The sequence below is a fragment of the Paraburkholderia fungorum genome, from assembly GCF_046027605.1.
Taxonomy (GTDB): Bacteria; Pseudomonadota; Gammaproteobacteria; order Burkholderiales; family Burkholderiaceae; genus Paraburkholderia; species Paraburkholderia fungorum_F.
Window position 1 is genome coordinate 41,781 of record NZ_JAQQEF010000013.1, and the last position, 26,742, is coordinate 68,522.

Genomic DNA, 26,742 nt, shown 5'->3' on the forward strand with positions numbered 1-26,742 from the left:
TTCTTCTACGAGGGGACCTCGAAATTGCTGCGCCATACGGCATCGAGTCTGCTGAACGCATCCGCGTCGAACGGTGCCGCGCCGGACACATCGCACAGTTCTTCCAGCTGATGGCAGGCGGAAAACCCCCCGAGCACGGTCGTGACGCCAGGATGGGACAGGACGAATCGATAGGCCGCCTGCGCGAGCGTCAACCCCGCATGCTGTGCGAGGAAACCCAATTGGGCCGCCTTCTGCTGCGCGTCGAATGTTGCCTGCGAACTCAGGTCGATGCCGCGCGCAAGCGGATGGCGCTGCGCGCCCGACACGCTTTCGTCGGTCAGAAAGCCGCCTGCCAGAGCGCTAAATATAGCCGTGCCAGTGCCGCGCCGCGCCGCCGCGCCGATCACATCGCCACCGTCCCGGTCCACGATCAACCCAGGCGGACACGGCATCCCCGCAGTCGGATTGAGCAGCGTATAGGACACGTTGACCATGCTGAACAGGCCGGTATCCAGCAGCGTTTGAACTTCCGCCGCGTCGTTGCCGCGGCAGATGAAGCCGATATGGCGCGCCTTGCCGTCGCGCAGAATACGCTGCAAGCCGTCGAGCGCACCGTTGGGGCGCAGGAAATCGTCGAGGCTCAGCGTCTTGTAGCCGCGTCCTTCGAGTGCCGTCGGCCCGGCGCGCGGGCCATTGTGAATCTGCAGAATGTCGAGGCATTCGATCCCGAGGCGCCGCAGGCTCGCCTCGGTCGAGCGCACCACGTGCCCCGCAATATCGTCGAGATCGGTCACGCGGACCTCGACCTTCGAATTGATCAGCGGCCGCGCGCCAAGAGTCTTCAGCACGGCGCCGAGGTTTTCTTCAGCAGCGCCGTCACCGTAGTCCGGTGCGTTGTCGAAATAATTAATGCCGAGTTCGAGCGCGCGTTCGACGATCGCCCGCTGCTCGCTGAAGTTGCCGCGCACCATCAGGCCCGCGTTGCCGCCGCAGCCGAAGCCGATCTCCGAGACGTCGAGACCGGTCATGCCTATCGTTCTGTAGTGCATCGTTCGTTCCTCGTCCGTGATGGACGGCGCGCCGCACGCGCGATGACGTCATCGCACGCGCCGCGCGTGGGGAGTCAGTGTCCGGCCGTGTGAATCAAGGCAGCGTGAATCAACCAGCGTTCGCGTCGACACCTTCGCGTGCTTGCGCCCGTGCCGTTTCGAACTCCTCGATCCGTCGATGCAGATCCTTCACGAGTTCGAGCGCGGGGCCATAGCGATCGGCGTCGTCGTTGAAGAAGCCGCGGTGATACATCTTGCGGAAATTGTGCTTGAGAAGCGGTTGACTATAGTCGGGTGCACTGCCTGACCCGTAGATGATCTCCGGCGACTCGCGATAGAAGTTGATCGGCTCCAGGCCTTCTTCCACGCGGCCAATCTGCGCGTCGAGCTGACGGCGCAACAGCACGATCGGGATATCGGTGCGACCGAGCAATTCGGTGCTGCGATCGGTGATGGGGCCCTGTGCGTCCCACACCAGCGCGTCCTGCGCAAGCACGTAGTCGAGAATCGGCTTGCCGTTCTCGTCGAAGCGCGGCGGTTCGTACCACGGTACCGAATCCTGCTTCGGCGCATCGACCCCCGGCGGCGCCGCATAAACCTGATAGCAGATGTGATAGGTGTGGGTGTCGTCGACCGGCACGCGAATCTGATACTCGCTGCGCGGCGCGCCGGTCTTGCCGGTCTGCGTGAAGAATGGAAAGATCACGGCCGAGTGTTCGCGCGTGTAGTCGGAGTCGGCGCCGAGATCCTTCGCGTAGCGCACGCCCTTGGCGATGCCGGTTTCCGTTTCGCTGGCATACAGTTCCTTGATGCCGATGCCGGTCTTCAGCCGGGTGTGCAGCGTATGTTCGGCATGGGCGGTCGCTTCTTCAAAGCGGCCTTGCTGTTCGAGGACGTACTGGAACATGTGGCCATGCGCCCACGCACTGTGGGTCGGGTCGCCGGTGTTCTCATGGCACTGCAGCCAGTTGCAATTGATGTGCATGATGCCGATCTGGCGGATCGCATTCGGCCACACGAACAGGTCCCAGCGGGGTAGCGCGGGCGCCGGGGCGGGGCCCATGTAGGCGAACACGAGGCCGCCCAGTTCCTGCACCGGATACGCCTTCAGCTTCTGTTTGATTTCGCCGCGCGGCGTGGCTTCCATGGGCCGCTCGACACACTTTCCGCCTTCGTTGAAGAGCCAGCCGTGATACGGGCAGCGCAGGCCGCATTCGTCCGGAATGCCGAACTGCAGATCGACATTGCGATGCAGGCAACGGTCGCCGACGAGGCCGAGCGTGCCGCTCTTGTCCTTGTACAGCACGAGATCTTCACCCAGCACGCGGACCTTGCGCACCGGGTTGTCGTCGAGTTGCGAATAGGGGGCAATCGGAATCCAGTAGCGGCGCATCAGTTCACCGCCGGGCGTGCCCGGACCCACGCGCGTGAGGCGCTCGTTCATTGCTGCGGTCAGCATGTCGTCTCCAGATATTGGGGGGCGATAGCGGCGCTGGCGTGAGGCTGCCGCACCGTGTTTGCAGGTTCAGAATAGGTTTCACCTGGCGGTCCGTCAAGCGGCACAAATTCTGTTCGACAGAACGCGGACGGCGGCGTATAAAAGCGTCAATGAATGGCTCAGAAGGCGGATCACGGAGGCCCAGGATGGAGACCGAACTCGCAGTACCCAAAACCGAAGAGGACGAAGGCCGCACACGCGTCGAGGCCGTTGAACGGTCGCTGTCGCTGCTGCAATGTTTCAGGCAGCCAGGCGAGGCGTTATCGCTTGCGGTACTGGCGCAGCGCTCGTCGTTATACAAGAGCACGATTTTGCGGCTCACCGCATCGCTCGTGTACATGAAGTTTCTGGAGCGCGATGCGGCCGGCAAATACCGGCTCGGATCGGAATTGCGGCGGCTCGGCGCCTTGAGCGCGGCGCCGGTGAGCGTTGAATCGCTGGTGCGTCCGGCGTTGCAGAAGCTGTCCACGTTCACGCGCGAAACCGCGTCGTTCTACGTGCGCGACGGCGACGAGCGCATTTGCCTGTACCGCGTGAATTCGCAGCGCTCGGCGCGGCACCACCTGGACGAAGGTTCGCGTCATCCGCTCAAGGGCGGCGCGGCCGGCAAGATTCTCTGTGCCTACGATCCGCAATTCGCCAGCGAAGAAAGCTTCGAGGCGATTCGTACACGCGGCTGGGTCGTCTCGAAGGGCGAGCGCGATCCCGATCTTGCGGCCATCGCCGTGGGTCTGACCAATGAAAACCATGAATTGCTGGGCGCATTGACCGTGTCGGGTCTGCTCACGCGCTTCACGCCGGATCAGATCAAATCGTTTCGCAAGCTGCTGGTGGACACGGCGAACGAGCTGCGGCCGCGTTTGCCGCCGCTTTCCATCATCAATCAGGAGCACGGCGCATGACGTCCGGCGTGCCCCGTTTTTTCGAAGCAATCTGAGGTTTGCAATGGATACGACAGCGACAGAACCCGTCCGCACCGCGGACGCCGGCGCACCCGCCACGATCGAAATGCGCCTGACGTCGATCCGCTACGCGGCGGACGACATCAACCTGTACGAAATGCGCCGGCCCGATAACGCGGCGCTGCCGGCCGCCGGACCTGGCGCGCACATCGACGTGCATCTGCCGAACGGCATCATGCGGCAGTACTCGCTCGTGACGGCGGACGGCGATCCGCGCGCTTACGTGATTGGTATCAAACGGGATCGCGCGAGCCGCGGCGGTTCCATCTTCATTCACGACAGATTGCGCGTCGGGCAGAAATTGACCGTCGGCGGTCCGCGCAACAATTTTCCGCTGCTCGAAAGCGTCGAGCATACGGTGCTGGTGGCAGGCGGCATCGGCATCACGCCGATCTGGGCGATGGCGCAACGGCTGCTGAAACTCGGCCGCTCGTTCGAATTGCACTATGCGTGCCGTGAGCGGCGCGAGGCCGCGTTTCTCGAGCAACTGGTTGCGATGCCGCAAGCGCATCTGCATGTCGATTCAGAAAGCGGTGGACAGCCGCTCGATATCGCGGCGATCGTCGCACGTGCACCGCAACACTCGCATTACTACTGCTGCGGCCCGCTGCCCATGCTGAGCGCGTATGAAGCAGCGACGGCTTCGCTCGACGCAGCACAAGTGCACGCCGAATACTTCATGCCGAAAGCGGCGGCCGCCTGCGAGGGGGGATATGTCGTCGAGTTGCATCGAACCGGCCAGACGTTTGCGATCCCGGAAGGCAAGACGATTCTGCAGGTGTTGCGCGAAGGCGGCGTGGCCGCGCCGTATTCGTGCGAAGAGGGGATTTGCGGCGCGTGCCAGGTGAAGGTGGTGGCGGGTACGCCGGATCATCGCGACAGTGTGCTGTCGGAGCGCGAGAAGCAGGCGGGCGATACGATGCTGATCTGCTGTTCCGGTGCGAAGTCCGGGCGGCTTGTGATCGACTTCTGATCGCGTGAGATTGAAGCGAAGCATGTCTCGCAAGAGACATGCTTCACACGCTTGGCCAACCGAAATAAATCAGAAAATAAGCAAGCCAATCAGCCGGCCGTCGAGCCGGATTTCGCGTGTTCCGCCGCCATGCCGCCACGCTCGCGTGTGCCGGTCGCGGTATCGCGAGGGCTGCGCTGCTCCGGATAAACATACGGTCCCAACCGGCAGATCGACACGACCGACACCAGCACGAGCCCGACGAACACCCACAGTGCGACATGATAGGAATGCAACAGGTCGTAGCACAGCCCCGAGGCGAAAATCATAATGCCCGCGCCCCAGCCCCAGCAGGCCCACATGCCGCCACATACGCGGCCGAACAGCCGCAGGTCGAAATAGCGGCTGACGATAAAGGTGATGATGTCCGCTTCCGCGCCGATGCTCACGCCGATCAGTCCCGCCGACACCATCGCCGTCGCGCCGGTCGCGCCGGCCGCGAACATGATCACGCCGCACAGCGTCAAGCCGAACGACATGGCCGCGACATAGGGCGCGTGAACGCGATCCATCAGATAGCCGGCAAACAGGCGGCCGACCGCCGACGTGAGTCCGGCGATCGACAGCATGATCGCGGCGGTGCGGACCGTTTCGCCGCGATCGGTCATCATCGGTACGAGCTGTGAGAGCAGGGCGAGCAACACGCCCGACATGCAGAAGATTGCAATCCCGAGCAGCCGGAAGGTGCGGTCGTGCCTGAAGATGCTCCATAGCGAAGGCAGTTTGGCAGCCGGCTGGTGAGTCCGGCGCAGCAGTTTTGCATCGAGATCGGGCGGCATCTTGACGAGGAAATAGAGCGCCGGAATCGAGACGACCGCCATCAGCGCGGCCACGCCGAGATAGCCGGTGCGCCAGCCGAAGTGGCGCAGCAGATAGCCCGCGTATTGCGGCATTAACATCGCGCCGACCGCGGTGCCGCCCACCGCCAGCCCCAGCGCGAGGCCACGCCGATGATCGAAACGCGCGCAGACCACCTTCGCGTAAGGCAGCGCATTACTGCCGGGTGCAAAGAAGCCGACCATCACGAACACGAGGCAGAACAGCGGCAACGACACAGGGATGACGCCGACCAGGGCGATCGACAAGGCGAACATCCCCAGAAAGAACAACGTGGGCCGTCGCACGCCAAAGCGGTCGATCAGTGAACCGAGCACGATCGTGCCGGGCCCCATGGCGAATTCGAAGATCGTGAGGCCCAGCGATACCTGAGCACGGCTCCAGCCGTTCTGCGCGGCAATTGCCTTGATGAAGGTGCCGAACATGAACGCCGAGATGACGCCCGCGCCGACTGAAAGGCACAAGGCGCCGCCGACGACGGTCCACCATCGATTGATATCCTGCTTCAACTGTCTCTCTCCACATCGTATATCCGCGTCTGCGTCTTGCCGGCAGTTGGGTCGCGGTGCGAGGTTGACGCGCGGGCAGCCGGCGTTGTGCCGTTGCCGCGTGCGCGTTTCATGAATAATGCCGGAATTCAGGACGCGCCGAGCGCGTCGAGCAAATCTCCCAGATAGTCGCTACTGCTTGCGAGCACCACCATCGTGCACCAGGGGCGCAACAGATCGGCGGTATGAGTACGGCGTATGGCCGTTGCATGGCCTGCTTCGGCTGGATGCGCGGCCGCCGGCCGGAGCACGGCCGACACCGTCACGCCGAGCTTGCGCCAGGTTTGCGCGGCGAGCGCGGCGGCCGTTGCATCGTCGCCTTCGCGCCCGACGATGATCGCGAGATCCGGCGCGCCCAGCCATGTTGCGATCGCGCCCGACGCCGCATTCATTTCGCGCGGCCAGTCATGGCGCCGCATGCCGCCATTGCCGATATCGATACCGATGCCGAGCAGCGCAGCCAGTTCGCTTGCACTCGAGAACTGCACGTTCGAGCCGTAGGCGCAGAGAGCAGCGCGTGTTTCATCGTCATGCTCGCGGAGCGCGACGACCCGCACAAGACGTGGCGTCGAATTCGCCGCACGGACGCGAAAACGCGCTTCGGGCGCTTGCGCCGCGACAGAACCCGCGGATACGGCAGACGCCGACGAGGCGAGGTGAGGGCGGATTACTTCCATGGATCGATCGTCATATGAATGGCGTTCTCGACACCATCGCCTTGCAACGTGCGCAACGCGAGGTCTGTTTCCACGAGGCCGAACGTGTGCGTGCTCATGCGTGTGACCTGATGACGATCGGCGGCAATCAGCTGAAGCGCCAGTTCGACCGACTGATAACTATGCCCACGCATGCCCTTCACCGTCAGAAAGCGCGCGATGATCATGTCGCTGTTGAACTCGGGGATCGGCTTGCGCTTCTGGCCGCCGAGAATCACGGTGCCGCGTTTGCGCGCCAGCTGGATTGCGCTCGTGACCGTGGCGGTGCCGCCCGACGCGCAGTCGATGGTGAGGTCGGCCATCGCACCGCCGGTCAGATCGGCGACCCGTTCGAGCACGTCTTCGGTGTCCACCGTAATGGTGTGATCCGCGCCGAGTTGCTTCGCGAGTGCGAGACGCCGCTGATCGGTCGGCGTGGATAATCCCGTCACGATGATTTGCGCCGCACCGGCTTCACGGGCCGCGACGACACACGATAATCCTTGCTGGCCCGGCCCCTGAATCACCACCGTTTGACCTGGCCCCGCGCCACCCTGCAGATAGGCCCACTCGATACCGTTGCCAAGCGGCAGCGCGAGCGCCGCATGGTTGGGCGCCACCTTCGACGGCACGCGATGAAACACCGTATTCAGTTCAAGAAACTGATACTGGCTGAAGCCGCCCCAGAAGCCCGGCTCGGTGCGTAAGCCGGTTGCGCCATAACGCATGCCGCCGAGCCGCCAGTCGGTGGCATCGCAGAGACGGAATTCGTTGCTCAGGCAGTACTCGCAGTGACCGCACGGCAGGTACTCTTCGAGCGCGACGTAGTCGCCTTCCTTCAGGCCCCAGCGTTTGCGCGCGAGTTCGCCGGCTTCTTCAATGTGGCCGACGGATTCGTGTCCGAGAATCAGCGGCCCACGACTTTGCGGCAGTTGCTGATAGTAGGGGCCGTCGCTGCCGCACACACCCGTAATGGCGACGCGCAGCAGTCCCGTCGACGATGTGATGGCAGGCCGCGCGAAGCGCCGGATTTCAGTGCGGCCAGGTTCGACGGCCACCGCCGCGCTGAAGCTCGCCGACGAAGGCGAAACCGCAGGCGAGGATGAGGATGAAGGCACAGCGGTTTGCGATTGCATTGGGTTCATACCGTAATGCGCGCGCAACGCTCCGGGAAGGCTGCGCGCGCGTCCTCGCTAGATCGTGGTGTGGGCCTTGCCGGCTTCCGCGTGCAACGCGTCCCTGGCGCCTTCATTGAACGGCAGATCGCGTTGTAACACGATGGCCACCGAGCGCACCTGTTGCGATTGCGGATCGCGGCCGGGCGGTTGAACGCCTTTTTCCGCGAGCGCACGTGCGGCCTTCATCAAGCGATGACGCACCATGATGATGCCGTTGTCGGTCGAGACGAGATTTTCTCGCGTGCGGTCCTGGATCGGCCCCATGCTCTCCTGCAACGACGCGTCCTGCATGCCGATGCCCTCGACGCCGCTATACGACGTGCCGGCCTTCTGCGCCGCGCGATCCATCAGGTAGTTGTTCTCCTTGTTCTGCAACGGCCGATAGGTGCCCGGCACGTAGCGCACATGAATGCCCTTGCCGTCCTTCATCGCGTCCACTTCTTCGGTGGTCAGATCGCGCGTGGGATGGTAGTCGAAGCTCCACGCCCAGCAGTGCTCGTCGTCGATCGGTACCCAGAAATGGCCGTGTACCGGATGGTCTCCACGCGGCGGCACCATGGTGAAACACGGCATCACCCACGGCGTGATGCGCCAGTAGTACTTGTCGTCTTCCGCATTGCGGCGCGCGCCGATGTAGAGACCGCCGGTTGCGTCGACGACTTCGAACACCGGGCTGAAATCGCTCAGGTTGTACTGGTTGCCGCGTGCGCCCTTGAAAAGCGGATCGGAGTTGAGCGCGCCACGATGCAGGAACGACACGTGGCTCGAATCGACGCCGCCTTCGAGCGCCTGCAGCCAGTTGCTTTCCTGCAGGCGTTTGGTCATGAACGACTGGCTGGTGGGCACGGTCGAGAACTCGTACGCGGGCAGAGGCGGCTGGTGTTCAGGCGGCCCCATGTAGACCCAGATCACGCCGCCTTGCTCGACGAGCGGATACGACTTCAGCTTGATCTTCTTGCAATAGCCGCTTTCCGCCGGCTCCGACGGTACATCGACACATTGGCCGTTCACGTCGTATTTCCAGCCGTGATAGGGGCAACGGATCCCGCCTTCCTCATTGCGGCCGAACCACAGCGACACGCCGCGATGCGCACAGAACTCATCGATCAGGCCAAGCTTGCCCTCCGAATCGCGGAACGCCAGCATGCGCTCCGACAGCAGTTGCAGACGCACGGGCTCGCCGCCTGCTTGCGCCACTTCCTCCGACAACAGCGCCGGCAGCCAGAAGCGCCGGAACAGTTCGCCCATCGGCGTGCCGGGGCTCGTTTGGGTCAGCAGATCGTTGTCCTGTTTCTTCAGCATTCGGTTGCCTCTTTGATGTCCGTGGTGTTCGTGAGTTATTCTGAATTCATGTGTTCCGTATATAGGAACACTGTTCTTCCAATGAGAACAAAGTTATCATTCGGCTCACTGGCTGTCAAACAGAGAATGGAGAACGGAGATGCAGAAGACGTGTGCGCGGATAGCGTTGTGCAACAAGGGCGATGTCGGGCAAGGGCAGGCCATCAGGATCGAGAAGCACGGCCTCACGCTGGCGGTGTTCAATCTGGAAGGCGAATACTTCGTGACGGACGACGCGTGCACGCATGGTCCGGGGTCGTTGTCGGAAGGGTGTATCGAGGGGGACACCGTCGAGTGCGATTTCCATAACGGCGCGTTCAACATTCGCACCGGCGAAGTGGTCACGCCGCCTTGCATGATTCCGCTGAAGACGTACCCGGCGTCGGTGGAAGGGGATGAGATCACGATCGCTGTCGAGGACTGAGGCCGTCGTGTGGTGCTGAATGCGCGGTGCGCATTCAGCGTTGCTGAGGGAGTCTTTTACCGCGCGCGTGTGCCGCTATCCTCGTCGCTATCATCGGCGCAAGCGGAAGATCAGCGTTACACCGCCTGGCATGTTTTCGGTCGCTACGCGGGTCGCTTCGGATGCCACGCTCAACTGCGCGTCCCGATCACCACGGGTGAATTGCACGACGACCGTCGTGCCGTCCACCAGCCGCGCGAGCCCTTTCATTCGCAGCAGCGTTGCGCAGTGCTGCGCGATTAGCGCGTCGAGTGAGCGGCGTAGCGAATCGATATCGGGCGCCGCCGTGAGTGCTTCGAAGCGCGTGCTGGCGCCGTGCACAGGACGGCCCCGTCCGGCAAATCGTGAGCCTGTGTTGTGCCCGCCGACCGCGCGCCATGAGCGATGCATCGGCCTCGAGGAAGACGAATCGGGCAGCAGCCCGGACGTGCCGGCGAGCGGGGCGGCATGCCAGGCTTCTTCCGCGCTCAGGCTCCCATGTGCTGAGAGCAGCACGCGCGCGTCCGGATTCGAGCGCTGCAATGCCCGTCCAATCGCATCGAGTTCCCCGGCTCCGAGCAGATCCGTTTTCGTCACCACGATCGCGCCGGCCGCGTCCAGTTGCGCGCGCGCCTCGGCGAATTCCGCCATCGTCTGCAAGGCGGTGGGCGCGCCCAGCGTCGTTACGACACCGGCCAGACCATAGCGCTCGCGGACGAACTGCTGGCTTTGCAACGACGCGATCAACGGCCCTGGATCGGCAAGCCCGGTGGTCTCGATCACCACCGCGTCAAAGCGTGGCACGCTGCGATAGAGCCGCGCCCAGAACAGGTTTTCCAATGCTTCATGCAGGCCCGGCAGTCCTGTGCAGCACACGCACGCATCGGCAAGCAGCGCCGCTGCTTCGCTCGCATAGCCGAGCGTCGCGTGATCGAGGCCGACCGCGCCGATCTCGTTGACGATCAATGCCGAGTTCCGCAATAGCGGCTGCTGCAGCCAGGTTTTAAGCAGGGTGGTCTTGCCGCTGCCGAGAAAGCCCGTCAGCAGATAGATCGGAATGCGTTCGATCATCGGCTCGCCGGCGACTCGCGGGAGAGCTTGCCCGCGTGGTAATCCCAAACCTTCTGCAGCAGATTCGGCTTCCACAGATTGCGGCCGATCGTTTCGACCTGTTCCGCGGAGAGCACCATCGGCTCGCCAAGCTGGCTCGCCAGATACTGGCGTTGCGCGTTCTCTTCCAGATAGAACGCGAGCACGAAGGTTTCGAGAATGCCCTCGGCGGCGACCACCGCGCCGTGCGACTTCAGCATGATGACGCGGTGCGGGCCGAGCGCCTCGGCGAGTTCCTCGCCCAGCGGCTTGCGATTGATCGACGCAGTCTTGCCGAACCGGCGGATTTCGCCGAGCACGGCCGCCTGCATGATGACCGGTTCGACGGCGCGGCCCGTCATGCTGAAGAGCGTCGACCACAGCGGATGCGAATGGACGACCGAGTTGACATCCGCACGCCGCCTGTAGATCTCGGCGTGAATGTGGAACTCCATTGGCGGCACCGCATCGCCTTCGACGAGATTGCCGTCGAAATCGATCGTGACGATGTCACGGGCAGTCAGCGCGCTGCGCACTGATTTTCCCGAGTTGATCAGCATCTGATCCCGGTCTGGAATGCGCCAGCTGAAATGTCCGTTGAAGTCGATCACCTCGGCCCGTTCGAGCATCAGGATCGCGTCCGCCAGCAACTGTTTTTCTGTCTGATAGTTGTCCATGGTGGCTTGAGTGGAGTCGGTTAAACGCCGATGGAAAGAGGGCGACGGTCAGCGGCTTGCCTTCCAGGGAATCAGCTTGCGTTCGAGTTCGGTCAATAACAGTGAAATGCCGTAGCCGAGGAAGGCGATCACCAGCAGGCCCACGTACATCTGCTCCACCGATAGCAGTTCCCACGCATTCCAGATCATGTAACCCAAACCGCTTTTCGAGCCGATCATCTCGGCGATTGCGATCAGCATCAGACCGAGGCCTAGACCGAGCTTGATGCCGCTCATGATGTGCGGCACGGCGCCCGGCAACGCGATCGTGCGGAACACCTGCCAGCGGCTCGCGCGGAAGTTGCGTCCCACGTCCAGATAGATCTTGTTGATTTCCAGCACGCCGGTGGCGGTGTTGATGAGCACCGGATAAAACACGCCGATTGCGACCATGGCGATCTTCGACGCCTCGCCTAGTCCGCAGATCAGCAGCAGCAATGGGAAGATTGCGCTTTTCGGCACCGGATAGGTCGCGGCGATCAACGGGTCGAAGACCGCGCGCAACGGCCGCGATAATCCCGTTGCGACGCCGAGCAGCAGCGCTGGAATACCGCCGATCAGGCAGCCCCAGAACAGCCGCTGCAGGGTCGCCCAGGTGTTGTCCCAGAGTGAGCCGTCGTTGACGAGGGCGACGAAGGTCGCGAAAATTTTCGTCGGCGCGGGGAAGAAGCGCTCGTCGATCAAGGCGGTTTGTGCTGCGATCTGCCACAGAAGCAACAGCACGACGGGCGATGCGATGCTGATCAGCCGGTCGCGATGTCTGCCGGATATCAATGAGCGGCGCTTGCCGGTGTTTGCCGAACGGGCCGCCGTGGCCGGCAATGGCTGTGCTGTCTTTACGACCGTTTTCATGATTGTTTTCCGCCAAGATCGCGGGCTCGCGCGCGCTCGACTTCATCGCGCAACTGGCCCCAGATGGAATAAACGAATTCGCCGTATTCAGGCCGTGCGCGCAACTCCAGCACCGAGCGCGGCCGCTCGAACGGCACGTCGACGATCTGCTTCGTGCTGCCGGGCTGCGCGGTCATCACCATGATGCGATCGCCGAGCGTGACGGCTTCGTCGACGCTATGGGTAATGAACAGCACGGTCTTGCGCGTTTCTTCCCAGATGCGCAGCAGTTCTTCCTGAAGCAGCAACTTGTTCTGTTCGTCGAGTGCGGAGAACGGTTCGTCCATCAGCAGGATGTCCGGATCGTTCGCGAACGCCCGCACAATCGAAACGCGCTGCCGCATACCGCCCGACAGTTGGTGCGGATACGCTTTCGCAAAGCGCGTCAGACCGGTGCGGCTCAGATAGTGGCCCACGACGTCGCGAATCTCGGCTTTGGGCACGTGCCGCAGCGCGAGGCCATAGGCGGCGTTGTCGTAGACGGTCATCCACGGGAACAGCGAATCGCCCTGAAACACCATCGAGTTGCCGGGCCGGAATTCGGCGGGCGCGGTGATCTCGACGCTGCCCGAGCTCGGCGTTTCGAGGTTCGCGAGAATACGCAGCAGGGTTGTCTTGCCGCAGCCGCTCGGGCCGACGATCATGAAGAAGCAGCCGGACGGAATGTCGAGCGATACGTCATTGAGCGCGGTGACGAGGCCGCCTTGCGTCTGGAACGACTTGGTCAGATGACGCAGGCGAATCTTGGCGTCCGCGTCCGCATGCGCGGTTTCATGCGAGTGCGACGCGTGCGGCGCCAGATGGGCCGGCTCACCGGACGACGGCGATGAGACTAACGGTGTGGCCATAACGGTAATCCTCGGCTATTTGGTGCGTGGCTTATAGGGGCCGAGCGCGGCATCGGCGGCATCGACGAACGAGGTGTCCACCACCTGCGCGACCGTCACGTTGCCCTTGACGACACCCTCGCGCTTGAAGAATGCGAGGTCGTTTTCGAGGCTGGCGATGTTGAGCTTGCCGTCCGGGTTCGTGCCTTGCGGCACGATCGTGCGATAGACCGACGCATCCTTGATCGGCGTGTACTGCGTGAGTATCGCGATCACCTCGTCGGCGTTCGGCCCGGCGATCCTGCCGTTCGCGAGTGAGTCGTTGTAGTCGCGAACGGCGCGCAGATAGGCGCGCATGAAGGCCTTGGCCGTGTCCGGATGATCGTGGATGAAAACGCTCGAATACAGCACGACGGCCAGTTGATGATTCGGATAGATCTGGTCGTCGCCCATCACGCGCACCGCGGCGCCGCTGCGCACGGCTTCGGTGGCGGACGGCTCGGTTGTCAGCGCGGCGTCGACGGCCTTGTTCTCCAGCGCCATCACGTGTTGCGGAAAGCCGAGATAGATGCGCTCGACATCGCTCGTCTTCAGACCGGCCTTTTTCAACGCTTCATTCATCGTCGAGGTCGACGCACTGCCGGTCGCGCTGCCGGCCACCTTCATGCCCTTGAGGTCGGCCAGCGTCTTGTAGCGTCCGCTCGTCACGAGGTCCTTGCGCACCAGCAGCGGCTGATAGCCGTAACCGGGCGGCGTCGAACCTTTGTCCGCGACAACCTTGATGCCGATGCCACGCACCACCGCGTTATACAGTCCGGCCGACGGCGAGCCACCGGCCACGTCGAGTTGACCGGCGCCGAGCGGCGCAACCATCTTCGCGCCGGAATCAAACGGGACGAAACGCGCGTCGATGCCTTCCTGGCGGAAATAGCCTTTTTTGTCGGCGATGAAGAACGCGACATCGCTACTCGCGTTCGCTATGCCGACGTGAACGACGGTTGGGGCCGCCGCCGCGGTGGCCGCATGAGCGGCCGGCAAAACCAGCAGCGCGGCCGCGACGGCGCATGTCAGCGTAGCAACGCGCAACAAACCTGAACTCTTCACTCGTGCTCTCCTTAGAAACGGTGGCGCAACGAAAACTTGACGGCGATCTGCGTGGGCGTGGTGGATTGCCCGAGCGAGCCGATCGCGGCGACCGCGGCCTTGCCGGTCGAATCGATTCCTGACGCGTGCTGCCACACGCCGACCACCAGCACGTCGGTGCTCTTCGAGAGGAAGTAGTCCGGGCCGAAGTCGACCTGCTCATATTTCGCGGTTTCCGCGCGGGTGTAGTCGAACGACGCGCCGAGAATAAACGCCGGCGTGAAGTAGTAACGCGCGTTCGCTTCGTAGCTGTTGAACGTCGCGGAACCGCTGTTCGGCGTCGACGCGGTGTGCAGAATGTTGTGGAAGCGGGTATTCGTATAGACCAGCCCGAGCTTCGCCTGCCCGATGGTGTACGCGAGGCCAGCGCCGAAGATTTCCATCGTATTGGCGGACAGATAGCCGCTGAATACCGGGCTCTTGCCCGGCGACGTGAAGCCGGGCGAGCCGGGTTGCGCCGTCCCGTCGAACGCTGAAGTGGCCGGGTTGTTCAGGTGGTCATAGGCCACGGCGACCGTGAACGGTCCATGCTGATAGTTGGCGCCGAGCGTATAGATCCGATTGGTCGCGAAGTCGCCTGCCACGCCGCCCGGCGCAAAAATGCCGCTGATCTGCAAGCCCGCCATGTCGGGCGTGGTGTATTTCAGCGAGTTGTCCACGCGGAAGTTCGAGTTCAGATTGTCGAAGTCGCCGGGGTGGGTCGCGACCCACGCCCACATCGAAGTCGCGGCGATTTCGCCCACGTAGGCGGTCATCGGATCGTATTGGCGGCCGAGTGTCACCGCGCCGTACGGGCTTTGCAAGCCCACGTAGGATTGCCGTCCGAACAGCCGGCCGCCTTGCAGCAATTTGCCGTTCGACGGATCGAAGCCGTTTTCGAGCACGAAGATCGCTTTCATCCCACCGCCGAGATCCTCCACGCCACGAAAGCCGAAACGGCTGCCGTTGGTCTGGCCGGTAACCGATTCGATATTGGAATGACCCGATTGATTGTTGATATAAACGACGCCGGCATCGACCATGCCGTACAGGGTCACCGAGCTTTGGGCGTGAGCGACGCCTGCCATCATGGGCAAGGCGAGAAGCGCGACTGTCTTTTTCATGTTGTCTCCATCCCAGCGATTGATTGGGGTCCCGGTCGTATGCCGGGTTGTTCTGATAGCCGATGAGAGCAGGTGCTGCCAAACGATCCGAACGATCGTTCCGGATGCCTAAATTCATAACCTTGACGGCCAGGTACCTGGTTGTTGGTACCCGCTCGTCAGACCGATCCACGAATACGGTGCAACGCCTGGCCCATGATGCGGTGAGGCTGACACAGATGCCTGAGCTGAATTTCTGATATCGTTCTTGTATGTGGAACGTCGGTCCACGAAGAGCGATGTAAGGAGTTTGGCTTTGTTTAGGAACCTAAGTCAAGAAAAAGCCATCTAGGGTATTTACTCATGTTGTTTGCGGTGTTACGCCAGGCGGAACGAGAACGTCATATATGGAACGTAAGCGCGGCGCATGGTAGTAGTCCATGCTGACAGCGGCGCTTCTGTCCTGATCGCCATCAATCGCTAAATGCCTTGTCGCGTATAGGCTGGCGGTCCGGATATCATGTCGGTAGTGCAAGGCGGGAACGGGTGTCCATGGGCGGACGGTCAGAACCTCACACCCTTCTCCGCACACATTATCGTTCCTTTATAAGGAACGTTGTTCCAATTTGAAAGACTGGGATATAGTCCATGACAAGTGCCGAAACGCAAGCAATACCGGAAGAAAAAGGTGATGCGGGAGACGGGCGGTTGTCGTCGGTGGCGGCGGCGATTCGCGTACTGAAGGTGTTTTCCGAGCAGGAGCCGGAGATCGGCATCAGCAATCTGGCGAAGCGCATGGGCCTGGCAAAGAGCACGGTTCATCGTCTTGCCACCACGCTGGTTTCCGAGGGCCTGCTGGAGCAGAACGAGGAGAACGGCCGTTACCGGCTCGGCATCCAGCTGTTCACGCTGGGTGCGCTGGTGCGCCGCCGGATCGACGTGTCGAAGCAGGCCGTGCCTTTTCTGCACGTGCTGCGTGAACACACGGGCGAAACGGTGCACCTCGCGGTACTCGACGACACCAGCATCGTTTATCTGTTCAACCTGGAGAGCGATCAGGCGATCCGCATGCGCTCGTATATCGGTGTGCGCAAGCCGGCGTTCTGCACCGCCGAAGGCCAGGTGCTGGTCGCGTTCCGCACGCCCGACGTGGTCGCCCGGGTGCTGAAAGCCGGTCTGGTCGCGCGCACGCCGAATACGAACACCGATACGCAGGCGTTTCTGAAAACGCTTGAAAAAGTGCGTCGCGAGAACTACTCGATCGACGACGAAGAATCGGAGCTGGGCATGCGCGGCATCGCGGCGCCGGTGCGCGACCTGACCGGCGCGGTGGTGGCGGCGGTGGGGGTCGGTGGCCCGTCGCAGCGGTTGACCAAGAAGGCGCTGCGCGCATGCGTGCCGCACCTGTTGAATGCGGCTGAAGGTATCTCGTCCACGTTGGGGTACCGGCCGCCGATATGACGCCAATCTGATGAAGGGAACAGTATGTCCGACGTTGCGCATCGCATCACTCTCGCGGGTTCCGACCTCTCGTTCGACTGCGACCAGCAGGACACGCTGTTGCGCTCCGCATTGCGGGCGGGCATTGCGTTTCCCTATGAATGCAACGTCGGCGCATGCGGCAACTGCAAGTTCGAACTGCTCGAAGGCGCAGTCGACGTCAAATGGCAGCAGGCACCGGCATGGACCGATAAAGACCGCGCACGCAACCGCTATCTCGGCTGTCAATGCTCGCCGCGCGGCGACTGCATCATCAAGCTGCGCCCGGCCGCGCAGTACGCGCCGATTCACGCGCCGCGCCGCGTCACCGGCACGCTGACCGGGCGGCGTCCGGTCACGCACGACATCCACGAGTTCTGCTTCGAACTGTCCGCCGACATGCGGTTCGAACCGGGCCAGTACGCACTGCTCGAACTGCCGGGTGTCGCGGGCGTGCGCGCCTACTCGATGAGCAATATCGCCGAGCAGCCGCGCATCCTGCATTTCCAGGTGCGCCGTGTACCGAACGGGCAGGGCAGCGCCGTGCTGTTCGACACGCTCGAATCCGGCGCGCGGATCGACATCGATGGACCGTACGGCATGGCTTACCTCAGGCGCGATGTGCCGCGCGACATACTCTGCGTTGCTGGCGGCTCGGGCCTCGCGCCGATGATCTCGATTGCGCGTGGCGTGGCCGCGGATCCTTCACTCGCGAATCTCAAACTGCACTTCCTGTACGGCGGCAGAACAGCGCGCGATGTATGCGGCCGCGACATGCTCGCGCAACTGCCGGGCTTCGATGAGCGCCTGCACTTCGAGGCCGCGATCTCGGACGACACACAGGAACACGCCTGCGAACCGTGGACCGGCCACGTGGGCTACGTTCACGACCTCGCCGACTTGCTGTTCGGCGACCGTCTGCGCGACATGGAAATCTATTTCGCCGGGCCGCCCGCGATGGGCATGGCGATCCAGCGCACACTGCTGGCGCGAAAAGTACCGTTCGAACAGGTTCACTTCGACCAGTTCTATTGAGCGTTGCGCGGCCCGGCCCAACCTGAGAGATGGCAACCCACACTGACCTGGCCGGCGCGCAGCCGCATGGCGCGCACCGTCAGTCGATTTCAGATATCCAGCACGATCTCGTCGGAGCGCGCGCGCGACACGCAGATCATGATCGCGCTGTCGTATTCGTCTTCGTCGAGCACGAAGTCGCGGTGTTCGACCTCGCCGGCAATCAGCCGCGTGCGGCACGAACCGCAGGTACCCGCTTCACACGAACTCGGCGTCTCGATGCCATGGGCCCGCAGCGCGTCGAGAATCGTTTGTCCCGGCTGCACGTTGACACAGCCGCCGCTGCGCGCGAGCTTGACGGTGAACGTTTTTCCGCCCGAAGTCTCGCCGTCCGCGCCGGCGAATTCACTGGTGCCGAAATCTTCAAAGTGCACAGCCGACGACGGCCAGTGCGAAGCAGCCTCACGCACCGCCTGCATCAGCGGACGCGGTCCGCAGCAATAGAGATGCGTATTGCCTTCGCGTGCCGCGAGAAACGGCGCGAGCGCCACGGAGCGCTCGCGCTCGCCGTAGTCGTGATGCACGGTGACACGCGCGGCACGTTCGGGCGTGGCCAGCTCATCGAGAAACGCCGTGGACTCCGGCGTGCGTGTGCAATACAACAGGCGGTAATCGGCCTTGCGTGCGTCGAGTTCGGCGATCATCGCGCGCAACGGCGTAATGCCGATGCCGCCCGCGATCAGCAAATAACGCGACGCGTTGTCCGTCAACGGGAAGTAGTTTTCCGGCGGCGCCACCTCGAGCCGCGTGCCGACCCGCACTTCGCTCACCATGCTGGCCGAGCCACCGCGACCGCTTGCATCGAGCTTGACCGCGATCACATAGCGGTTGCGCTCAGCCGGCGCATTGCACAGCGAATAGCGGCGCTCGCTGCCTGCCGGCGTGCGGACCAGTACATGCGCGCCAGGCGAGAAGAGGGGCAGCGCGGCGCGATCCGGTGCCTGCAGCTCGAACAAGACAATGTCTTCGGCGATTTCGGTTCTCGCCGTGACATCGAGCGACAACCGGTTCGCCGCGTCGTGGCGAGCGGGTTCTACCGGCAAGGGGGCGCAAGCGTCGTTAGTCGCACGCTCAGCGGCGAAGAGGGGTTGCATCAAGGTAGCGGTCATCTTCAATCGGACAGTCGTTACTGCCGCCTTTGGGAAAATCCGGCACGTTTGCGGTCACACGCTGACGCTTCTGTTCAGCGCGACCTGGTGTTTGAGTTCGACATCGCGGCCGCTCGCCGACGACGCAATCGCCGCCTCGCAGACTTCGAGATTGGCGAGACCCCAGGCGCCGTCGTGCAGCGCCGCGCGGCGTCCGCTGATCGCATCGTGAAACTCGGCCATCACGCGCGAGCGCGGCGAGCCGCCCGCGGGCAACGGCAGATCGGCGCGGCCGTCATCGGTGTAGACGATCAGCCCGTGCGGCGACTGGCGGATTTCGCCGCGCTCACAACTGACGATCGTGAGACCGAAGAACGGTTGCCAGGGGGCGTCGCCTGGAATCGCGTGTTTCGCGCGGGCCTGCTTCGCGAGCAGTTCTTCTTCGGGCGTGCGGACCTGTTTGGCTGCGGTGCCGGTGCTGCGATCGGCAGCGGGGCGCCCCGCGCTCCTGAAGCCCCACTCACCGACGCCTTCGCACAGTTCGGTGCTGGAGAAGCGGCCGTAGCCGTTGTAGATCGCGGTGGCCGCGGCGCCGTCCACGAAATCGATGAACACCGTATGCGCGCCGATGGCGCTGCGCTGCGGATCCCAGTCGAAGGTTTTCGCGCGCACGCTGCGCGCGGCGCCGCCACACAGCAGCCGGATGATGTCGAATTGATGCGATCCCTGCCGCAGGGTGACGCCGCCGCCCTGGCGCGCGTCCAGTTCGTCGGCGCGCCGCGGCCGGTACAACCAGTCGGTAAAGCACCAGGTGTTGACCATTTGCACGCGGCCCAGCTCGCCTGCGTCGATCAGCTCACGCATTGCGTGGATCGGCAGATCGTAGCTGTGCGAATGACCGACGAGCAGCACGACCCTGGCACTTTCGGCGGCGGCGACCATGGCTTGCGCGTCGGCAAGATTGGCGGCCATCGGCTTTTCGACGAGCACGTGCTTGCCCGCTGCACACGCGAGCAGCACATGTTCGCGATGCAGCGTGGTCGGCGACGCGACGTAGATCGCGTCGACCTCGGCATGTTCGAGCAGCGCTTCGAGCGTGTCATACGCAGCGAAGCCGAATTCGTCGACGGCCGCGCGCCGCACCGCTTGCGCGGGATCCACGATGGCCGTCAGTTCGAAGCCGGGATGCGCGGCAATAGCGGGCACGAACGCACGGCCGGCCGTGCCGAAGCCCACGATCCCGATCCGGATCGGCCGCTTCACGTCAGCGTCTGCGTGAGTGCCTGGGGCCTTCATGGTGCGTCGCTCGCGGCGTCGTCGCCGATGCCCAGGCCGCTTTCGCCATTCAACGATTCGGCATTCGCGCGATTCGCAAAGAATGGATCGCCCGCGAGGTTTTCCATCATCGCGAGCAAGGTGCGGCGCGTGGCGGCAATGTCCTCGACCGAGATGCCCGACAGCGCGATGCGATTCACTTCCACGGCGGCGGGCACCAGCAGCGCGCGCAAGCTCGCGCCTTTAGGTGTCAGAAAGATACGCACCTGCTTGCGGTTATCGGGCAGCTTCTGGCGCGTCACATATCCGAGTGCTTCCATGGTCTTTAGCGCGGAGAACGTGGTGGGCTCGGCCACACCTGCCTGCTCGCTCAGTTGGCGTTGTGTGAGTCCGTCGGTTTGCCAGAGGATGCGCAGAAAGGTCCAGTGCCCGTATTGCACCGCGTGTTCGCGCAGCCGCGCCTGGAGCGAACGTGAGAAGCCGCGCGTGGTGTCCTTGACGAGGTGCGCCATCCGTTCTTCGGGCAGCGCTTCGCGCCAGTGCTGGAGGGTGCCCGGCAGTGGGTCGCGTGCGGATTTTTCACTCTTGCTCATGCATTCACCTTTGTCGTGGCATGTGTAGGACCATGCGTTTTTTAAATTAGCCAACTAAGTTTGTGTTGTCAACAACGTCCCGGTCTTCGAGCGCGCAACAACCGCGGGGCGGCCCGGAAAACACTTACATTCTAAGTCGTAAAACCTTTTGCCAGTGGACTTTGCGAGGAGTTGGCGAAGCGCGTGCGAGGGCGCATCGGTGTTTTCCATTATTTAAACTTAGATGACTAAGTATAAGATGATCTGGAAAGCGGACGTGCCAACCGGCGGGCTTCATCGCAGATCAGGGCCGGGCCGGCGCGCTGTCGAACCATCAACCGACGTCATTGAAAACCTGGGGACGCAAAAACCATGCTGACGGCTGAACAGAACGAGACCTTAACGCGAGTTGGACCGGGCACGCCAATGGGTAACCTGATGCGCCGCTATTGGCAGCCGATCGGCGCCGCGGTCGAACTCGAGAATCGCTGGACCAAACGCGTGCGCCTGCTCGGCGAAGACCTGGTGCTTTTCAGGAACCGTCAGGGGCAACTCGGCCTGATCGCGGAGCAATGTCCGCATCGGCGGGCGTCGTTCGCTCACGGTATCCCGACCGAAGAGGGCATTCGGTGCCCGTATCACGGCTGGGAATTCAGCGTGGAGGGCAAGTGCCTGAGCCAGCCGAACGAGCCGGACAACTGCGCGTTCCGCGACAAGGTCGCCACCGACGCCTATCCGGTCGAAGAACTGGGCGGTCTGCTGTTCGCGTACATGGGCCCGGAACCGCGCCCGCTGTTGCCGCGTTTCGACGGCTTCATCGCACCAGGCGCGATCCGGATGATGGGCCGCGCGCTGTTGCCGATCAACTGGCTGCAGATCATGGAGAACTCGCTCGATCCGATTCACACCGAGTGGCTGCATGGTCATCACTATGAATTCCAGAAGGAACAGGAAGGCATCAAGGTGGCGATCAGCGCGAAGCACGAAAAGATCGCGTTCAATGAGTTCGAGTTCGGCATCACGAAACATCGGCTGCTGGCCGGCCATTCGGAGGATTCCGACGACTGGCGCATCGGTCACCCGATCGTGTTTCCGAACATGCTGGCGGTGGGCAACGGCGACGAGGCGTCGCGCTATTACTCGTTCCAGATCCGCGTGCCGGTCGACGACGAACAGACGCTGCACCTTTGGTACAACGCGTATATCCCGCCGCAAGACGCCGAGGTGCCGAAACATCTCCAGGAACGCGTGCATATCTACGACGTGCCGTTCAGGGACGAGCACGGCGAATTCATCGTCGATAACGTCGACGGTCAGGACATGATGGCGTGGATCACGCAAGGCACGGTGGCCGATCGCACGCGTGAGAATCTCGGCGCGACCGACCAGGGTGTCGCGCTCTATCGGCGCGTGCTGCGCCGGGAAATGAAAAAGGTCGAGCAGGGCGAGGATCCGATGGGGATCGTGCGCGATGTATCGCGTAACGAACGCATCGATCTGCCCAACGAGCGCAAGAAACACCACAACAGCGACGGCTTCGCGAGTTTCATGCTGCGCACGCACGCGAAGTATTCGCCGATTGCCGACGATCTCGTGGCGATTTACGAGTAGCACGCGCGCACGCATTACCCCCAATACAGTCCGAGGACCCAAACGAGCCCCAACGGACGCGAACCGGAGACAACCCGTGGATACGAAACGTGGCTTGGTGGCGCGCAATCTGACTGACAGAAGGGTGGCCTGATGGGTGCGGCCGCGTTTCATGCGCTGACGATGATCCTCGATCCGCTGCGCCTCGCGATCATGCTGGGCGGCGTGGTTCTCGGACTCGCACTGGGTGTCGTGCCGGGTCTCGGCGGGATCGTCGGACTGGCTCTGCTGATTCCGTTTACCTATCACCTCGACGGCTATACCGCGTTCGCGCTGCTGCTCGGCATGGCCGCGGTGACGACGGTCTCCGACTTCATCCCCGCGGTGCTGTTCGGCGTGCCGGGCACGGTGGGGGCGGCCGCGACCGTGCTCGATGGGCATCCGCTGGCGCGACGCGGAGAGGCGCGGCGCGCGTTCGGCGCGGGCTATGCGTCGTCGCTCGCGGGCGGCGTGTTCGGCGCGCTGCTGCTGGCCGTGACGATTCCCGTGTTGCGCATTGTGGTGCTGTATATCGGCTCGGCGGAACTGCTCGCGTTGTGCATCTTCGGTCTGTCGATGGTGGCGGTGCTGAGCGGCAAGGCGCCGATCAAGGGGCTGGCGGTGGCGTCGTTCGGACTGATGCTTTCGCTGATCGGCTCGGACCCGCAGACCGGCACCTTGCGCTGGACCTTCGGCTCGCTCTACCTGTGGGATCACCTGCCGCTCGTGCCGGTCACGCTCGGCATTTTCGCGCTGCCCGAACTGGCCGAGATGGCGATCGAACGCACCGGCATCTCGCGCGCCGACGGCGCCGTGCACGGCAAGCCGAGCAGCCAGTGGGACGGGGTTCGCGATGCGGGGCGCAACTGGTGGCTGGTATTGCGTTGCAGCGGCCTTGGCGCACTGCTGGGCGCGGTGCCGGGGCTCGGCTCGGCGGTGATCGACTGGATGGCCTATGGCCACGCGATCCGCACCGAGAAGAATACCGAGAACTTCGGCAAGGGCGACATTCGTGGCGTCATCGCGTCGGAGAGTTCGAACAACGCCAAGGAAGGCGGCCATCTGATTCCGACGATCGCGTTCGGCATGCCGGCCGGCGCGTCGATGGCCTTACTGCTGAGCGCTTTCATCATGCATGGCTTCACGCCCGGCCCGGAGATGCTGACCAAGCATCTGGACGTGACCTACGCGATCATCTGGACGCTCACCATCTCGCACATCATGGGCGCGGTGATCTGCCTGTTCGGCAGCGGCCTGTTCTCCCGACTCGCCACGGTGCGGGTCGGCGTGCTGATTCCGCTCGTGCTCGGCATCATCTTTCTCGGTGCATTCAATGCGAGCCAGAGTTGGGGCGATCTCTGCTCGATGGTGCTGTTCGGTTTCATCGGCTGGGTGATGAAGCGGTTGAACTGGCCGCGGCCACCGCTGATTCTCGGGCTGGTGCTCGGCAGTATCTTCGAGCGCTATTACTTCATTTCGAGCGAGATTTACGGCATCAAACTGTTTACGCGGCCGATCGTGATCGGCGTGCTGCTCGCGGCGCTGTGGGTCGTGCTCGGACCGACTCTCAAGGGACTGCGGCGCGCCGTGAAGCAGGGGCGGCTCGGCGCGGGCCTGCATATCCGGATCAAACGGCTCGACCATCATTCGCTCTTCACGATTGCGTTGATCGTCGCGGTGGTCGCGGCCATCTGGACGGCGTCCGATTGGGCCTTCGGCGCGAAGCTGATGCCGATGACCGCCGCCTGCGCCGCGCTGTTTTTTTCCTGTCTGGTGCTGATCAATCAGGTCAGTGCGCATGACGCGCCGACGCACGAGTTCATGCCTGCGACGGCCGTGCCCGCGACGGCCGCCGCGATGCAAACGCATGCCCAGCCGTTGGCGCGGCGCCCGGCCGTCGAGCCGCGCCACGATCTCGCCTTGAACCGCATGGCAGCGGCAGCGTCCGTCGCCGTGCCGGGTCCGCTGGCGGCGCTCGACGACGATCGCTTCGGCGCACCCACGCTGCCGATGGCGACGGTTCGCGCGCGCGGCTTTCGCTTCTTCCTCGCGATTGGCGGCGCCCTGGGTCTCGCGTATCTGATCGGCCTGTTGCCCGCGCTGTTTCTGATGATGCTGCTGCTCGCACACTTCGAGTTCGGCGAACGCTGGCGCAATGCGTGGCTGTTGTCGGTCGCGATGACGGTGGCGCTATGGCTCGTGTTCGACCTGATCTTCGCGACGCCGTGGCCGCCGTCGTTGCTGGGCGATTTCGTGCCGGCGCTGCGCGGCCTCGGCGGCCTGATATGAGCAGAGCGGGCATGCCAACGAGCTTCACACAACCGTGCCGGCGCAGCGCATTCGCGGCGAAATCGGCCGATATCGACGGAGACACACCATGAAGATTTTTCTGCCACGGTCGTTTCGATCGCCACCGCAGCGCGGCTTGGGCTCGCGCTCGCGCTGGCCACGCCGTCAATTGCGCGCAGCAGGTGCAGCCGCTTTTGCGCTGTTGTCGGCCGCGTGTTACTTACCGGCCAGCGGCTATGCGGCGGAAACCGCGCAGAGTTTCTATAGCGGCCGCACTGTGAATATGACGATCGGCTATTCCGTTGGCGGCGGCTACGACATGTACGCGCGCTTGCTGGCCAAATACATCGGCAACTATCTGCCGGGCAAGCCGACCATCACGCCGCAAAGCATGCCCGGCGCCGGCAGCCTGAAAGCGATCAACTACCTGTATAGCGTAGCGCCGAAAGACGGCGCCACGTTCGGCACCTTCGGCCGCACGATGCCGGAGGAGCCGCTGCTCGGCGAAGCGAATTTCGACGCGCGCAAGCTGACATGGCTCGGCAGCATCAATAACGACGTGAGTCTGTGCCTCACGTGGAAGACCTCGAAGATCAAGACGTTTCAGGATCTGATCACGAAAGATTCACGCATGGGCGGGCAGGGCGCCGGCTCCGATCCCGACGTGATGGCCTCGACGATCAAGACGCTGTTCAACGCGAAAATCCAGCTGGTGACGGGCTATCCCGGCAGCAACGAAACCGCGCTTGCGATGGAGCGCGGCGAGATCGACGGCGAATGCGGTACCTCGTGGAGCACGATTCTGGTTCGTCATCCTGACTGGATCAAGGACAAGAAGATCAACATCCTCGTGCAGGTGGCGCTCGAAAAGCATCCTGATCTGCCGAACGTGCCGCTCCTGATTGACCTCGCGCCGAACGACGAAACCCGTCAGGTGCTCAAGGTGATCGTGGCGAGTCAGGCGTTCGCCCGTCCGTTTGCGGCGCCGCCGGGTCTGCCGCCTGAACGTGCAGCCGCGTTGCGCACCGCGTTCGCCCAGACCATGAAAGACCCCGCGTTCCTCGCCGAAGCGAAGAGCCTCGGTCTCGAAGTGCGGCCCGTGCCGCCCGAGCGGATCGACCAGTTACTCGACGAACTCTACAAAACCCCGCCGGCGCTGCTGTCGAAAGCCAAGGCCGCTGTGGGCGGGCGATTCTGATCTCCCGGCGGCGCCCGTCGATCGGTAATCGATCGGTAAGCGACGAGGCCGCCACCTTCCTTGAAAAGGCGCAAGCACACCATGAACGCAGACGAAGCCAAACAGAAACTGATCGACGCCGGCCGTATTCTCGAAGCCGAGGGCCAGGGCGACCTGACGCGTGGCCACGTGTCGATCCGCGTACCGGGCGACCCCACTCACTTCTTCATGAAGCCGCATAGCCACGGTTTCGACGAGATCACGCCGGAGAACATCGTCGTGTGTAATCTCGACGGCGAGAAAGTGGGCGGCGCGGGGCGGCGTCATAGCGAGGTGTTCATCCATTCGGAGATTTTCAGGGCACGTCCCGACGTGATGAGCGTGATCCACTCGCATCCCACGCATGCGGTCGCGCTGTCCGCGACCGGCCAGCCGCTGCGGATGATCAGCCAGCCGAGCTGCCATTTCGCTGACGGCGTGCCTTACTACACCGACACGATGAATCTGATCCGCACGCAGGACATGGGCTCCGGTGTCGCGCGTGCGCTCGGCCCATGCAAGGCGGTGCTGATGCGCAATCACGGTGTCGCCGTCACCGGGCGTTCGATCGAGGAGTCGGTCGTGCTCGCGTTGCTACTCGAAAGCGCCTGCCAGATCCAGTTGTTGACGCAAGCGGCGGGCGGCGTGGGCGAAGGCTTTTCGGATGAAGACATCAAGCGGCTGCACGAGACCGTGACGCGCCCTGAGCAGTTCGCCGTCAACTTCGAATTTCTGCGGCGCAAGGTTCATCGCACGCTCGTGCATTGAAGCGGGCGGCGCTTTTTGACTTCCGGCGCAGCGGGCGATCCGTATTGCGCCGGACTGCAT

The 26,742-nt window shown here is 63.2% G+C and carries 24 protein-coding genes; 9 read left to right on the forward strand and 15 right to left on the reverse strand.

Annotated features, from left to right (window positions below; all coding sequences use genetic code 11):
• Positions 1-5 precede the first annotated feature (5 nt).
• Complete coding sequence (locus PQR53_RS21675) at positions 6-1,031, reverse strand: aldo/keto reductase (protein WP_408458152.1); 1,026 nt, start codon at positions 1,029-1,031, stop codon at positions 6-8.
• Between the two features lie 109 nt (positions 1,032-1,140).
• Positions 1,141-2,490 carry a Rieske 2Fe-2S domain-containing protein gene (locus tag PQR53_RS21680; RefSeq protein WP_408458155.1) on the reverse strand — a complete coding sequence of 450 codons (1,350 nt, stop codon included), beginning with the start codon at positions 2,488-2,490 and terminating at the stop codon, positions 1,141-1,143.
• A gap of 185 nt (positions 2,491-2,675) precedes the next feature.
• Here PQR53_RS21680 and PQR53_RS21685 point away from each other — a divergent pair, with 185 nt between their 5' ends.
• Together PQR53_RS21685 and PQR53_RS21690 are read left to right on the forward strand one after the other, a co-directional pair.
• Positions 2,676-3,431 (forward strand): IclR family transcriptional regulator, encoded by a 756-nt coding sequence (locus tag PQR53_RS21685; protein ID WP_408458158.1) that lies wholly within the window; start codon positions 2,676-2,678, stop codon positions 3,429-3,431.
• Between the two features lie 43 nt (positions 3,432-3,474).
• Positions 3,475-4,464 (forward strand): PDR/VanB family oxidoreductase, encoded by a 990-nt coding sequence (locus PQR53_RS21690; protein ID WP_408458161.1) that lies wholly within the window; start codon positions 3,475-3,477, stop codon positions 4,462-4,464.
• Between the two features lie 89 nt (positions 4,465-4,553).
• On the opposite strand, the gene PQR53_RS21695 is transcribed toward PQR53_RS21690, so the two are convergent.
• The 4 genes from PQR53_RS21695 to PQR53_RS21710 all read right to left on the reverse strand — a co-directional run bounded on the left by PQR53_RS21695 (position 4,554) and on the right by PQR53_RS21710 (position 9,063).
• Positions 4,554-5,849 carry an MFS transporter gene (locus tag PQR53_RS21695; RefSeq protein ID WP_408458164.1) on the reverse strand — a complete coding sequence of 432 codons (1,296 nt, stop codon included), beginning with the start codon at positions 5,847-5,849 and terminating at the stop codon, positions 4,554-4,556.
• A gap of 128 nt (positions 5,850-5,977) precedes the next feature.
• The gene (locus PQR53_RS21700) at positions 5,978-6,565 is read right to left on the reverse strand and encodes a hypothetical protein (RefSeq protein WP_408458167.1); all 588 of its coding nucleotides are present in this window, start codon (positions 6,563-6,565) and stop codon (positions 5,978-5,980) included.
• Positions 6,556-7,728: a zinc-dependent alcohol dehydrogenase gene (locus tag PQR53_RS21705; RefSeq protein WP_408458170.1), complete on the reverse strand. Its 1,173-nt coding sequence runs from the start codon at positions 7,726-7,728 to the stop codon at positions 6,556-6,558. Before PQR53_RS21705 ends, PQR53_RS21700 begins: the two co-directional genes overlap by 10 nt.
• A gap of 48 nt (positions 7,729-7,776) precedes the next feature.
• On the reverse strand, positions 7,777-9,063 hold the full coding sequence (locus PQR53_RS21710; RefSeq protein ID WP_408458173.1) for an aromatic ring-hydroxylating dioxygenase subunit alpha: 1,287 nt from the start codon (positions 9,061-9,063) through the stop codon (positions 7,777-7,779).
• A gap of 139 nt (positions 9,064-9,202) precedes the next feature.
• On the opposite strand from PQR53_RS21710, the gene PQR53_RS21715 reads away from it, so the two are divergent.
• Positions 9,203-9,526 carry a non-heme iron oxygenase ferredoxin subunit gene (locus PQR53_RS21715; protein WP_408458176.1) on the forward strand — a complete coding sequence of 108 codons (324 nt, stop codon included), beginning with the start codon at positions 9,203-9,205 and terminating at the stop codon, positions 9,524-9,526.
• 90 nt (positions 9,527-9,616) lie between these two features.
• Here PQR53_RS21715 and PQR53_RS21720 read toward each other — a convergent pair whose 3' ends face one another.
• The 6 genes from PQR53_RS21720 to PQR53_RS21745 are packed head-to-tail and all read right to left on the reverse strand — an operon-like array spanning position 9,617 to position 15,313.
• The gene (locus PQR53_RS21720) at positions 9,617-10,615 is read right to left on the reverse strand and encodes a CobW family GTP-binding protein (protein ID WP_408458179.1); all 999 of its coding nucleotides are present in this window, start codon (positions 10,613-10,615) and stop codon (positions 9,617-9,619) included.
• Positions 10,612-11,310, reverse strand: coding sequence for a class II aldolase/adducin family protein (locus tag PQR53_RS21725; RefSeq protein WP_408458182.1), 699 nt, complete (start codon positions 11,308-11,310; stop codon positions 10,612-10,614). The genes PQR53_RS21720 and PQR53_RS21725 overlap by 4 nt, the downstream gene beginning before the upstream one ends.
• A gap of 48 nt (positions 11,311-11,358) precedes the next feature.
• Positions 11,359-12,201 carry an ABC transporter permease gene (locus tag PQR53_RS21730; protein WP_408458185.1) on the reverse strand — a complete coding sequence of 281 codons (843 nt, stop codon included), beginning with the start codon at positions 12,199-12,201 and terminating at the stop codon, positions 11,359-11,361.
• Positions 12,198-13,088 carry an ABC transporter ATP-binding protein gene (locus PQR53_RS21735; protein ID WP_408458188.1) on the reverse strand — a complete coding sequence of 297 codons (891 nt, stop codon included), beginning with the start codon at positions 13,086-13,088 and terminating at the stop codon, positions 12,198-12,200. Before PQR53_RS21735 ends, PQR53_RS21730 begins: the two co-directional genes overlap by 4 nt.
• Before the next feature lie 15 nt (positions 13,089-13,103).
• Entirely contained in the window at positions 13,104-14,171 is a 1,068-nt protein-coding gene (locus tag PQR53_RS21740) for an ABC transporter substrate-binding protein (protein WP_408458191.1), read from the reverse strand.
• A gap of 11 nt (positions 14,172-14,182) precedes the next feature.
• Complete coding sequence (locus tag PQR53_RS21745; protein WP_408458194.1) at positions 14,183-15,313, reverse strand: porin; 1,131 nt, start codon at positions 15,311-15,313, stop codon at positions 14,183-14,185.
• A 627-nt stretch (positions 15,314-15,940) separates the two neighbouring features.
• Between PQR53_RS21745 and PQR53_RS21750 the strand changes: the two genes are divergently transcribed.
• A complete protein-coding gene (locus tag PQR53_RS21750) occupies positions 15,941-16,753 on the forward strand; it encodes an IclR family transcriptional regulator (RefSeq protein WP_323048413.1) in 813 nt (270 codons plus the stop codon).
• Positions 16,754-16,777: 24 nt separating this feature from the next.
• Entirely contained in the window at positions 16,778-17,806 is a 1,029-nt protein-coding gene (locus tag PQR53_RS21755; protein WP_408458198.1) for a 2Fe-2S iron-sulfur cluster-binding protein, read from the forward strand.
• Positions 17,807-17,895: 89 nt separating this feature from the next.
• On the opposite strand, the gene PQR53_RS21760 is transcribed toward PQR53_RS21755, so the two are convergent.
• From PQR53_RS21760 to PQR53_RS21770, 3 genes are read right to left on the reverse strand one after another with little or no spacing between them, the layout of a single operon-like run.
• Positions 17,896-18,954, reverse strand: a complete 1,059-nt coding sequence (locus PQR53_RS21760; RefSeq protein ID WP_408458201.1) for a PDR/VanB family oxidoreductase — start codon at positions 18,952-18,954, stop codon at positions 17,896-17,898.
• Between the two features lie 54 nt (positions 18,955-19,008).
• Positions 19,009-20,229, reverse strand: coding sequence for a Gfo/Idh/MocA family oxidoreductase (locus PQR53_RS21765; protein ID WP_408458204.1), 1,221 nt, complete (start codon positions 20,227-20,229; stop codon positions 19,009-19,011).
• Positions 20,226-20,801: a MarR family winged helix-turn-helix transcriptional regulator gene (locus tag PQR53_RS21770; protein ID WP_408458207.1), complete on the reverse strand. Its 576-nt coding sequence runs from the start codon at positions 20,799-20,801 to the stop codon at positions 20,226-20,228. Before PQR53_RS21770 ends, PQR53_RS21765 begins: the two co-directional genes overlap by 4 nt.
• 351 nt (positions 20,802-21,152) lie before the next feature.
• Between PQR53_RS21770 and PQR53_RS21775 the strand changes: the two genes are divergently transcribed.
• The 4 genes from PQR53_RS21775 (at position 21,153) to PQR53_RS21790 (ending at position 26,682) form a co-directional block, all read left to right on the forward strand.
• Positions 21,153-22,391, forward strand: coding sequence for a Rieske 2Fe-2S domain-containing protein (locus tag PQR53_RS21775; protein ID WP_408458210.1), 1,239 nt, complete (start codon positions 21,153-21,155; stop codon positions 22,389-22,391).
• Between the two features lie 132 nt (positions 22,392-22,523).
• Positions 22,524-24,698 carry a tripartite tricarboxylate transporter permease gene (locus PQR53_RS21780; protein ID WP_408458213.1) on the forward strand — a complete coding sequence of 725 codons (2,175 nt, stop codon included), beginning with the start codon at positions 22,524-22,526 and terminating at the stop codon, positions 24,696-24,698.
• A gap of 88 nt (positions 24,699-24,786) precedes the next feature.
• Complete coding sequence (locus PQR53_RS21785; protein ID WP_408458216.1) at positions 24,787-25,896, forward strand: Bug family tripartite tricarboxylate transporter substrate binding protein; 1,110 nt, start codon at positions 24,787-24,789, stop codon at positions 25,894-25,896.
• An 81-nt stretch (positions 25,897-25,977) separates the two neighbouring features.
• Positions 25,978-26,682 (forward strand): class II aldolase/adducin family protein, encoded by a 705-nt coding sequence (locus PQR53_RS21790; protein WP_408458219.1) that lies wholly within the window; start codon positions 25,978-25,980, stop codon positions 26,680-26,682.
• Positions 26,683-26,742 lie beyond the last annotated feature (60 nt).

Bases quoted from the DNA above. Each gene is read 5' to 3' on its own strand.
- PQR53_RS21675 (WP_408458152.1), bottom strand. From the start codon at position 1,031: ATGCACTACAGAACGATAGGCATGACCGGTCTCGACGTCTCGGAGATC.
- PQR53_RS21680 (WP_408458155.1), bottom strand. From the start codon at position 2,490: ATGCTGACCGCAGCAATGAACGAGCGCCTCACGCGCGTGGGTCCGGGC.
- PQR53_RS21685 (WP_408458158.1), top strand. From the start codon at position 2,676: ATGGAGACCGAACTCGCAGTACCCAAAACCGAAGAGGACGAAGGCCGC.
- PQR53_RS21690 (WP_408458161.1), top strand. From the start codon at position 3,475: ATGGATACGACAGCGACAGAACCCGTCCGCACCGCGGACGCCGGCGCA.
- PQR53_RS21700 (WP_408458167.1), bottom strand. From the start codon at position 6,565: ATGGAAGTAATCCGCCCTCACCTCGCCTCGTCGGCGTCTGCCGTATCC.
- PQR53_RS21705 (WP_408458170.1), bottom strand. From the start codon at position 7,728: ATGAACCCAATGCAATCGCAAACCGCTGTGCCTTCATCCTCATCCTCG.
- PQR53_RS21710 (WP_408458173.1), bottom strand. From the start codon at position 9,063: ATGCTGAAGAAACAGGACAACGATCTGCTGACCCAAACGAGCCCCGGC.
- PQR53_RS21715 (WP_408458176.1), top strand. From the start codon at position 9,203: ATGCAGAAGACGTGTGCGCGGATAGCGTTGTGCAACAAGGGCGATGTC.
- PQR53_RS21720 (WP_408458179.1), bottom strand. From the start codon at position 10,615: ATGATCGAACGCATTCCGATCTATCTGCTGACGGGCTTTCTCGGCAGC.
- PQR53_RS21725 (WP_408458182.1), bottom strand. From the start codon at position 11,310: ATGGACAACTATCAGACAGAAAAACAGTTGCTGGCGGACGCGATCCTG.
- PQR53_RS21730 (WP_408458185.1), bottom strand. From the start codon at position 12,201: ATGAAAACGGTCGTAAAGACAGCACAGCCATTGCCGGCCACGGCGGCC.
- PQR53_RS21735 (WP_408458188.1), bottom strand. From the start codon at position 13,088: ATGGCCACACCGTTAGTCTCATCGCCGTCGTCCGGTGAGCCGGCCCAT.
- PQR53_RS21745 (WP_408458194.1), bottom strand. From the start codon at position 15,313: ATGAAAAAGACAGTCGCGCTTCTCGCCTTGCCCATGATGGCAGGCGTC.
- PQR53_RS21750 (WP_323048413.1), top strand. From the start codon at position 15,941: ATGACAAGTGCCGAAACGCAAGCAATACCGGAAGAAAAAGGTGATGCG.
- PQR53_RS21755 (WP_408458198.1), top strand. From the start codon at position 16,778: ATGTCCGACGTTGCGCATCGCATCACTCTCGCGGGTTCCGACCTCTCG.
- PQR53_RS21760 (WP_408458201.1), bottom strand. From the start codon at position 18,954: ATGACCGCTACCTTGATGCAACCCCTCTTCGCCGCTGAGCGTGCGACT.
- PQR53_RS21765 (WP_408458204.1), bottom strand. From the start codon at position 20,229: ATGAAGGCCCCAGGCACTCACGCAGACGCTGACGTGAAGCGGCCGATC.
- PQR53_RS21770 (WP_408458207.1), bottom strand. From the start codon at position 20,801: ATGAGCAAGAGTGAAAAATCCGCACGCGACCCACTGCCGGGCACCCTC.
- PQR53_RS21775 (WP_408458210.1), top strand. From the start codon at position 21,153: ATGCTGACGGCTGAACAGAACGAGACCTTAACGCGAGTTGGACCGGGC.
- PQR53_RS21780 (WP_408458213.1), top strand. From the start codon at position 22,524: ATGGGTGCGGCCGCGTTTCATGCGCTGACGATGATCCTCGATCCGCTG.
- PQR53_RS21785 (WP_408458216.1), top strand. From the start codon at position 24,787: ATGAAGATTTTTCTGCCACGGTCGTTTCGATCGCCACCGCAGCGCGGC.
- PQR53_RS21790 (WP_408458219.1), top strand. From the start codon at position 25,978: ATGAACGCAGACGAAGCCAAACAGAAACTGATCGACGCCGGCCGTATT.